The sequence below is a fragment of the Nonomuraea sp. NPDC050786 genome, from assembly GCF_040654115.1.
Lineage (GTDB): Bacteria > Actinomycetota > Actinomycetes > Streptosporangiales > Streptosporangiaceae > Nonomuraea.
Genome location: NZ_JBFAHJ010000061.1, coordinates 22,993 through 29,431, shown reverse-complemented (window position 1 = coordinate 29,431; position 6,439 = coordinate 22,993). Strand labels below are relative to the sequence as shown.

Below are 6,439 nucleotides of genomic sequence, written 5' to 3'. Positions count from 1 at the left end.
GCTATCTCGCTGGGCTCCACCTACGTGGTGCCATCTTGTGGATCCGAAGCCTGCAGCCCACATAGAGATCCGAACTCAGAACAGGCCCTAGCACCGTCCAGCAGTTGCCCGCGTGGATCCCGCCAGCGCGCCGAGGCCTCGGCTTAGACGTCGCGGCGCTGGAGGTGCCGGTGAAACTGGGTGAGCACGCACATGGTGTAGGCGTTCTTGTCCACGGTGCTGCCGTTCGGCAAGCTCTTGAACACCAGCCGCTTCCAGGACCCAGTCACCAGCTCGGGGTCGATGTCGGCCTCGGTCACCTTCTTCTTGCGTCCGTCCAGCAGCCGGGCAGCTGCTTCATCGCCGCGAGCGCCCGCGCGCCTTCGGCGTTGGCACCGAATTCGATCACCGTGGTCAGCGTCTTGAGGGACCCCGACACGGTGGCGATCCGCGAGGCCGGCAGCGCCCGCATCTCTCCGTCGGCATCGACGTCGGGCGGCGGCACCATCTCGGTCACCGCCGCGACGGCCTCCCGTAACTCCCGCCGGGGCACGATCGCGTCGATCGCCTCCCACACCTGATCCAACCGGAGTTCCTCCCTGTACTCGGTGACTTCCAGCAGGGTTTCCACCGCTGCGGCGAGCGTGGCCGAGTGCTTGGCCAGTTTCGGATGCTGGCGTGCCCGGTCCTTGTCGGTGGCGGTCTCGGCCTTGCCGACCAGTTCGGTGGTGACCAGCAGGTCCAGCATCTCCAGGCAGTCGTCGACCGTCTTGCCCTCCAGATAGATCACCGTGGCCAGCAGCGTGGCGAGCTGGCGGGAGGGGCCATGGCGGCGCAAAGCGGTCGCTGTGGCCTGCATGCCGTACCGCGCCAGGTCGACCATCCGCCGGTGCGGCACCTCCGGCGGCAGCGGCATGCCTCCAGCCCCACTCCGAGGATTTCCGCGGCAAGCTCCAGCACCTTCTCCAGATTCCTGCCCGAGGGCGCCGCCGGGCCCTTGCGCCAGCGCTCCAGGTCCGAAGCGCGCCGGCCTTCGGGCACCTCCAGCAGCATCTCCAGGATCACCCGCTGCCGTGGCGACAGCACCCCGCGCAGCGTGTCATAGAGACGGTCGGTGGCCTCATCCCGCACTCGGTCGACCAGCCGTGCCCGCGTGGTCACACCCGGGAGCAGCACCTTATTGGTGCGCAGCCACGTCACCCCGTCACAGAAGATCGTCTTCTTGCCGTCGCCGGTGTTCCATGCCCGCGCGCTCGCCCACGCGATGAAATCCGCTTCCGCCTGGGAGAACTCCTTCAGCGCGTATGCCTTGCGGATCGCCTCCTGATGCTCGAACGGCGTGCTGCGCTGGGACATCGGCACGACACCCCACGATGGCCAAGGAGTGGTTTCCTACGAGTACGTTCCGTGGAGCCGCGCTGGGAATCCGCCCTTGGATTTGCTCACTCCGTGAGTCCTTTCGTCAACGTGAGCGGGAAACGAGCGATGGGGATTCAGTCCTTTTTTCCCTTGGCGATTCAGGACAAGTGGAGGTTCGTTGAACTCGGGTGCTGGTAATAAGGCCTGGACGCGATGTGGTCGAGTAGCAGGTTGACCGGCCAGGGCTTTGGCAGCCATACCGCGAACGAGTCAGCGGTGACATAGAAGATCCGGTTGACCAGCCATGCATCGTTGAGGCACTCCAGCAGGGATGAGATAGGCAACCAAAGGGTCTCGACCAGTTACTGTGACAGGCCACTCGACTCAACCGAGACCCTTCAGCTCGGTCTCGCGTACGACCGCTCGATGATCTGCCTTCCGCTAAGACATGACAATCCCACTTCAAAGTGACCTATATCACGTCGGCGCTATCCGCTCGCCGAAGAGCCCTTCGTTCACGATCTACGACGTCCGGCCTGGATAGCGCTATCCACCCGGAGGGAGCTATGAAGTATCCGGAAACGTACCCTCCGTAGGAGACTAGCCCCCAGGAAGCCGGATCAAGGGGCTCTCGTATCACAGTTCAAAGTAATCCCTACTAGACATGCGAGCTTCGAGCCCGATCTTGACTCAAGCGATAACTCCAGGTACACCTTGGTAGGCAGAGTTGAACGGATAGCCGATCCCGCCCCGTGATACACCGTCTCTGACTTCGTCTCACCCCGCAACAGCGCGGCTGGATAATGCGCGTCCGTGTCTCGTGTTGAAATCGCCTGCTAGGGCGACTTCAATGAGGCCGTCTCTGCCATCGCCCATCGAGCTGTTTGAATTCAGCGGTCTAGGCGAGCGCTGAATGCTTCCTCTGCCGGGAGTATGTGTGTCCAAGTCCGCATGGTTACGCACGTTTTTGGCGAGAGCGGCGGTCGCGGTTCTCCTGACGTCCGCCAGTCTTCCTGGCAGCGGCGCATCAGCTGCTGCGCTCGATGGCTCCAACACCGCCATCGAGGCCGCCACCCCGCTCCCTACGTCCGATCGACAGTCTCCTTCACCGCCCGCCGAAAGATCCGAGGGCGCCCGTACTTCTGATGTACCGGAAGCCCGCCGTCAACAGGTGTTACCTAGCGGATGGGAGTCGTCAAAGGACGTTGCCTATGCTACGGCCGGTGACTCCACTGGCTTCCACCTGCTGATCGCGGAGACGCGGACCGGCTACCAGTGGCGGACGCTCAGCACGTTGTCCGAGCCCGGGATGGACACCGATCAGTGGGTTGGCAACGCATGCCTGACCGGCGACGGCGGTAGCGCCATAGTGGTCTACGCGCCCCGGCACTTCACCAACCGGGCCGAGTTGTTCGCCCGCGGCGCCTTCGCAGCGGTCGTCGATGTGAAGACAGGTCAAGTGACGAAGCTTGACGACCAGGTGAGCCTGGCCTACTTCAACCCGGGCTGCGGTGCGGGCAGGAAGGCGGTACTGACACAGGCGGCTGTGGAGGGCCATACCTCCAGCCGCCTACTGATGATTGATGCTGAGGACAGGAAGGTCGCTCGGGCCACGGTGCTGGCCGGCCAGTTCACCTCGGCGGTGCCTTACGGCGAGGAGATCGTGGCGGCGTCAGGGAATGCCCTGGTCGCAGTCTCGGGCAACGGCAAGCGCCGCGTTCTGGCTCGTACAGGTTCCCTGCCTTTCGACGTCCGTGTGGACGCCTCCGGCGGCATCGCCTACGCCGAGCAGAGCCAGGGACAGGTCACGATCAGCTACCTCGACGGCCCACACGGCAAGCCGCGTACGGTGGCCAAGGGCCCACTCGGCGGCCTGAGCGTGCAGTCGGGCGCCGGCGGACGGCTGTTCCTCATGGGCGATGAGAGCGTCAGCGTGGCGGCGTTGCCGGCCGGGATGACCCGTGTCAACGCTCGTCCCGAAGGCCAGATCTCGGCACGCGGCGAGATCATAGTCCGCAGCGCCAGCCGACACGGACTGCGACGGGCGGAGCAGGGCGACCCGCATGACACCGCAATTTCCGGCGCCAGCGGCGACGTCGCCGGGCCGGAGGACGTGGACATCTCCGCACGCGTCCCGGCCACCGGGGCGAGCCTGTCGTTCGAGGTGGCGCCGCGTGAACGGGTCGCCCCCCGGGGGGACACGGGCGGCACCCCGAACCGGCGGCTGATGAAGGCGTTCGCCACGCACAAGGCCGTCTCCGGCCTGTCAGCGGCTGCAGACAGCACGGTGGACACCGGTTACACCTGCGCGGTGCCGCGCAATGATCCGAAGATCCAGGTATACCAGCCGCACTGGCGGCAGGTGGAATGGGCGGTCGACCAGCTGGTGCTCAAGCGTCTGACGCTGACCCGGCCGGACGACTGGAAGGGCTCGGGCCTGCCGACGTGGTCACCACAGGCGATGTTCCCGGCCGAGGACCTGCGAGGCGGCGGCCGAGTGCCGACCAATATCATGCTGGGCATCTTGGCCCAGGAGTCGAACCTGTGGCAGGCACAGCGCAATGTGATGGAAGGGGAGACAGGCAACCCGCTGGTCGGCAACTACTACGGGGTCGACGTCTACGACAAGGACCCCAGCAACGACTGGGCCATCGACTTCTCCAAGGCCGACTGCGGTTACGGCGTCTCCCAACAGACCGATGGGATGCGCCTGGCTGGCCACGAGCGGGAGGGGGAGACGGCCTGGCCGCCGAACAAGCAGAAGGCCGTGGCCGTGGACTATCTCACCAACATCGCGGCCGGGCTGCGGACCCTGACCCAGAAGTGGAACCAGATCTGGGACGACTCCGGCGGCACGGTGCTGTCCAGCGGCGGCGACCCGTCCAAGCTCGAGAGCTGGTATTTCGCAGTCTGGGCCTACAACAGTGGCTACCACCCGAAGGCCGACGTGGGCGGCCCCAACGGCGCCGACACCTGGGGACTGGGGTGGACCAACAATCCCTCCAGCGGCCTGTGGAAGCCGGGCCGCCATCCGTTCCTGGACCACAACACCTACGCCGACGCAGCCACCCCACAGTACTGGCCCTACCAGGAGAAGGTGCTGGGCTGGGCAGCATGGCCGATCATCAAGACCTACTGGGATACCGCCTCCAAGACGTGGAAGGAGCAAGCGGGCTACAACCAGGCCGGATGGGCCACCGACGACTTCCGGTCGGCGATCGTCCCGATCATCAGGAATGGCACCCTGATCACGGTGGACGTCAACGCGTTCTGCACCTCCGACAACGGTTGCACGCCCGGCACCTCGTCTTCCGAGGCCGGCACCTGCCAGCGGGCCGACTTCCACTGCTGGTGGCATCTGCCCAAGGCGTGGAAGACCTGTCCATCCGCATGCGGGGTGGAGGGGACCTTCCGGTATGACGACCCGTACTACGCCAGTCACGAACGCGAGGAGCCACAGGACTACTGGCGGACCTGCCTGACCCCGGGTCTACCGTCAGGCTCCCTGGTCATCGACGACGTACCAGCCTCTGCCTCTGTCCCACCGCAGATCGGATCGTGCAAATCCACGACGGTGACCACCGCGGGAACACTCACGTTCCAGTTCGGCCGCGACTCGGCCGGGCGCGTGCCCGCCAGGGCCGACTTCCAGCAACTCGGCAACGGGTACGGCGGGCACCAGTGGTTCGCCTTCACCCGCCGCCCCAACCAGAACGGGGCGGTCATGCAGGTGACCGGCACCTGGACGCTCAACCGCGAGATCCATGGCTGGGCCCGCGTGATCATCCACAACCCTGAGCGCCGTGCCCAGACACAGCAGGCCCCCTACACCGTGAACCTGGGAAGCGGGAAATCCGAGACCCGATACCTGTCACAACTGACGCAGAGCAACCAATGGCGAAGCCTCGGCGTCTTCAAATTCGACGGCACGCCTTCGGTCAGCCTGACCACTTTGAACGAGGAAGGCGACGGCACCACCGCCATCACCTGGGACGCCATCGCAATCCAGCCCCTGTCGGCCAAGCCAAAGCATTTCGTCGTGGCCCTGGGCGACTCCTACTCCTCTGGAGAAGGCGTCGGGAGCTACGCCCATGAAACCGACCTAAGCTACAAGTCAGCGGCGTGGAACGCCTGCCGCCGCAGCAAAGACTCCTGGATCAGGAAGACCATCCTGCCCGGTCAGACCAAGACCATCGGGGAACTGGCGGACAGCTTCGACCCGAACCTTGACTTCCACTTCGTGGCCTGCTCCGGCGCCACGGCGATCGACATGAAACGGTCGGCCCCGCGCCACCAGACGAACAAGCTGGGATGGAGCGAATATCGCGGTGAGGCGGAGGGCAGATTCCGGGAGATCAGCCAGCTGGCTGCGGGATACCTCGACGAGAACACCTCGCTGGTGACGCTCTCGATTGGCGGGAACGACGCGGGATTCCCCGATGTGGTGTTTAAGTGCTACGTACTGGCCTGCCAGGGCGACGACTACGAGCAAGAACTGAAAGGCAAAATAACCGGCGCCGTCAACAACTGGGTATACGACCTTGACCGCAACGGTGTCCTGGTTCCCTACAACGTGAAAGACACCCTCGAACGCATCAGTGACGCCGTCGAGAACGACTCCTCCACACGGGGCAAGAAAGCCAAGATCGTCCTGATGGGATATCCGAGAATCTTCGATGGACATGCCTTGAGCGCCCCCCTGCAGCCCTGCAGTTCCACGATAAACTTCAGTGCCGTGGAGATGGAGATGCTCAACCGAGTGTCCGACTTCATGGCCGCCCAAGAGTCGTCCATGGTGGCGAGCTTGAAGGCGGCCGGCAAGGAGGTATCGTTCGCCAATCCGATATCGAAGTTCGGAATTCACGGCGTCTGTGACGACGACCCATGGATCATCCCGATCAATTTCGACAAGACCGGGGACGGCGACTTCGACGACGTGTTCGACGGCTGCATCCCCGACGGCGGTAGGTGCGCGAGTCGCACGTCCATGCATCCAAACGCCAAGGGGATCGCAGCCTACACGCAGACTCTCCAGGAGCACCTTGCCGCCGGCACAGGAATCGACTACACCGGTTGGTAGACCAGTCGGCTGAAGTGCTGG

3 protein-coding genes are annotated in these 6,439 nt (G+C 64.5%); 1 reads left to right on the top strand and 2 read right to left on the bottom strand.

The annotated features are described in order from the left end of the window. Positions 1–143: 143 nt before the first annotated feature. A complete protein-coding gene (locus tag AB0H84_RS52630; protein WP_357622114.1) occupies positions 144–299 on the bottom strand; it encodes a hypothetical protein in 156 nt (51 codons plus the stop codon). Positions 300–765: 466 nt separating this feature from the next. Beyond that, entirely contained in the window at positions 766–1,335 is a 570-nt protein-coding gene (locus tag AB0H84_RS52625; protein WP_357622112.1) for a DUF4158 domain-containing protein, read from the bottom strand. Positions 1,336–2,275: 940 nt separating this feature from the next. On the opposite strand from AB0H84_RS52625, the gene AB0H84_RS52620 reads away from it, so the two are divergent. Then, on the top strand, positions 2,276–6,418 hold the full coding sequence (locus tag AB0H84_RS52620) for an SGNH/GDSL hydrolase family protein (RefSeq protein ID WP_357622110.1): 4,143 nt from the start codon (positions 2,276–2,278) through the stop codon (positions 6,416–6,418). Positions 6,419–6,439: the final 21 nt, after the last annotated feature.

Coding starts and splice junctions, on each gene's coding strand:
- AB0H84_RS52625 (WP_357622112.1), bottom strand. CDS start 1,335: ATGTCCCAGCGCAGCACGCCGTTCGAGCATCAGGAGGCGATCCGCAAG.